This is a genomic window from Psychroflexus aestuariivivens, from assembly GCF_004010055.1.
Lineage (GTDB): Bacteria > Bacteroidota > Bacteroidia > Flavobacteriales > Flavobacteriaceae > Psychroflexus > Psychroflexus aestuariivivens.
Genome location: NZ_RQVT01000010.1, coordinates 1 through 2,069 on the forward strand (window position 1 = coordinate 1; position 2,069 = coordinate 2,069).

Below are 2,069 nucleotides of genomic sequence, written 5' to 3' on the forward strand. Positions count from 1 at the left end.
ATGTCCAAATTTAAAAATTATATTATACTTTTGAACAGTTCGGTTTTAGGGGAAGCTTACAAAAAGTCGGGATTAAAATCAAATAAATTAAATTCAGTCCGATTATTTTTATCAGAGATTCAACTTTGCGTAATGTGAAATATAATCCGATTGGTATTAAAGTCAGAATAAAAGCAATGTCCGTTTCAAAAAAACGAAAGTCCTTTCCGCCATAAAATCCAAGTTTATAATTCGCCAAATATTTTATTGTTTCACGAGTCAAAATCCGATAATCCAATTCGTATCTCATTCCGATAATAAAAGTCAGAATTACAATGAGAATTAATAAAATCAGTTTTCGTTTTCCTTTCAGCATCGTGGTTTTTCAGCTTGTTGCCAACGGTTTGCATATGGCTTGTGGCGGTTTCGAAGCACTTTCCTGTCCACCGAAACCAAAACGGGCTACGGAGCGAAAACATTGCTGGCAGCCGTTCACCCGCCATAAGCTATATGCTGTGTTGGCATTAGTTTTTTATTTTTTCATTAGCAACCACATTCTCCATAAATCTCATTTTCAATAGTTTCACCATCTTTTCGTTTCAAAGTCAGTTTTCCTTTGTGTTGCCAAGTCTCGTCAATTTGTCCTACTTGGCGTGTTTCAATGGTTAATTCGAAGTTATCGTTGGTCCAAATTTCTTTTGAGTGGTCGGAAGAAGTTAAGGTGTCTGATTTTGTCAGATTAAATCTTTCAAGCTGTCCATTTATCTTCATGAACGCTAAGTCTCCGTAGTCATCCATGTAGATATATTCTCTTTTTTCAAATTCATCTTTATTTCGGGAAGAATAGCATGAACATCCGTCAATTTCTTCTGGCCATTTTTCAATTACCTGAATTTGTAATCCAACTAACTCATTAGAAACTTTGGCTTCGTTTACTTTTTCGTTGTTTTTCGATTCAGGAGAACTATTACACCCAAATAGGCAAATAATCGTTATTGTCAGAATTGTGATTGTCTTCATTTTTTTAATTAATGCCAACGGTTTTGTATATGGCTCGTAGCGTGTAAATTAGCGATTTTTTTCGGTTTAAGAGCAAGCCAGATTTTAAATTTACTACTTATTTTATTTTTTGGTAAGTTGTCAAATTTAAAAATTTGGCGACTTACCCAAAAAACCTAAATCTTCAATTAAGTAACTGCTAAGCTATGAGCTATATACGGTGTTGTGCAAAGTTTTTTTCATTAATATTGATTTATTTTCACTTCTAATTCAGTAAATTTCTTCAAAATATTTTTATCCTTTTGTACGAGTTTTTTACCAGTTTTAAGGTTCGATCTTGCTTTATCTATATATCCATATTTATAGTACATATTAGCTAACCCATGAAATGCAATGCCTTGGTAAATTTCAGATTTATTATTATTAATAATATAAAAATAAATTTTTTCTGATTTAGATTGTTCTCCCAGCGTTGCGTATAAGTCAGCTAGATTTATTAATGGTGGAATATAGATTGAGTCAGAAATTTTGATTGCTTTATTATAGTGAATGATTGATTTTTCAAACTTTTTATCTTTTTTATAAATATTAGCCAAATCATTATTTAAAATCGGATCTAGAGAGTCAATTTTCAACCCTTCATTAATTTGATTTTCAGCTTTTTCAATTTCATTATTAAAGATATATTCTCTACCCGAATTTGATATTTCACTTATAGTATCATTTTGTTGAAACCTTTCATCAAAATAATGCATTCCATTTTCATCAAGAATGTAATATATATAAGGTGATTCACTTATAATTTTAATATTATTTGAGTTATCGGTATTCTTACAAGATGTAATCATTAATAAATAAATTAATAATATAAATCTATGCATGTTATTAAAATTTTTATACAAATTAGATTTTTTTCAAATTTTGCACAACGGGTTCGTGTATGCGCAGTAGCGCGCAAAAATTCTAAAACTTTTTAATTCAGTCTCAAAAATAGCAAAAAATCCCAGACTTTGGTTTCAGTCAAAAAACCAGCTATTGCGTATACACAGTGTTGTCTTGCGTATTTTTTTTATTTTGATCGATTCAGAGTC

General features: G+C 30.4%; 2 protein-coding genes. Both read right to left on the reverse strand.

What is annotated here, in order from left to right; all coding sequences use genetic code 11:
* Positions 1-522 precede the first annotated feature (522 nt).
* Positions 523-999, reverse strand: coding sequence for a hypothetical protein (locus EIG86_RS01815; protein ID WP_127844439.1), 477 nt, complete (start codon positions 997-999; stop codon positions 523-525).
* Positions 1,000-1,220: 221 nt separating this feature from the next.
* Positions 1,221-1,859: a tetratricopeptide repeat protein gene (locus EIG86_RS01820; protein WP_127844440.1), complete on the reverse strand. Its 639-nt coding sequence runs from the start codon at positions 1,857-1,859 to the stop codon at positions 1,221-1,223.
* Positions 1,860-2,069 lie beyond the last annotated feature (210 nt).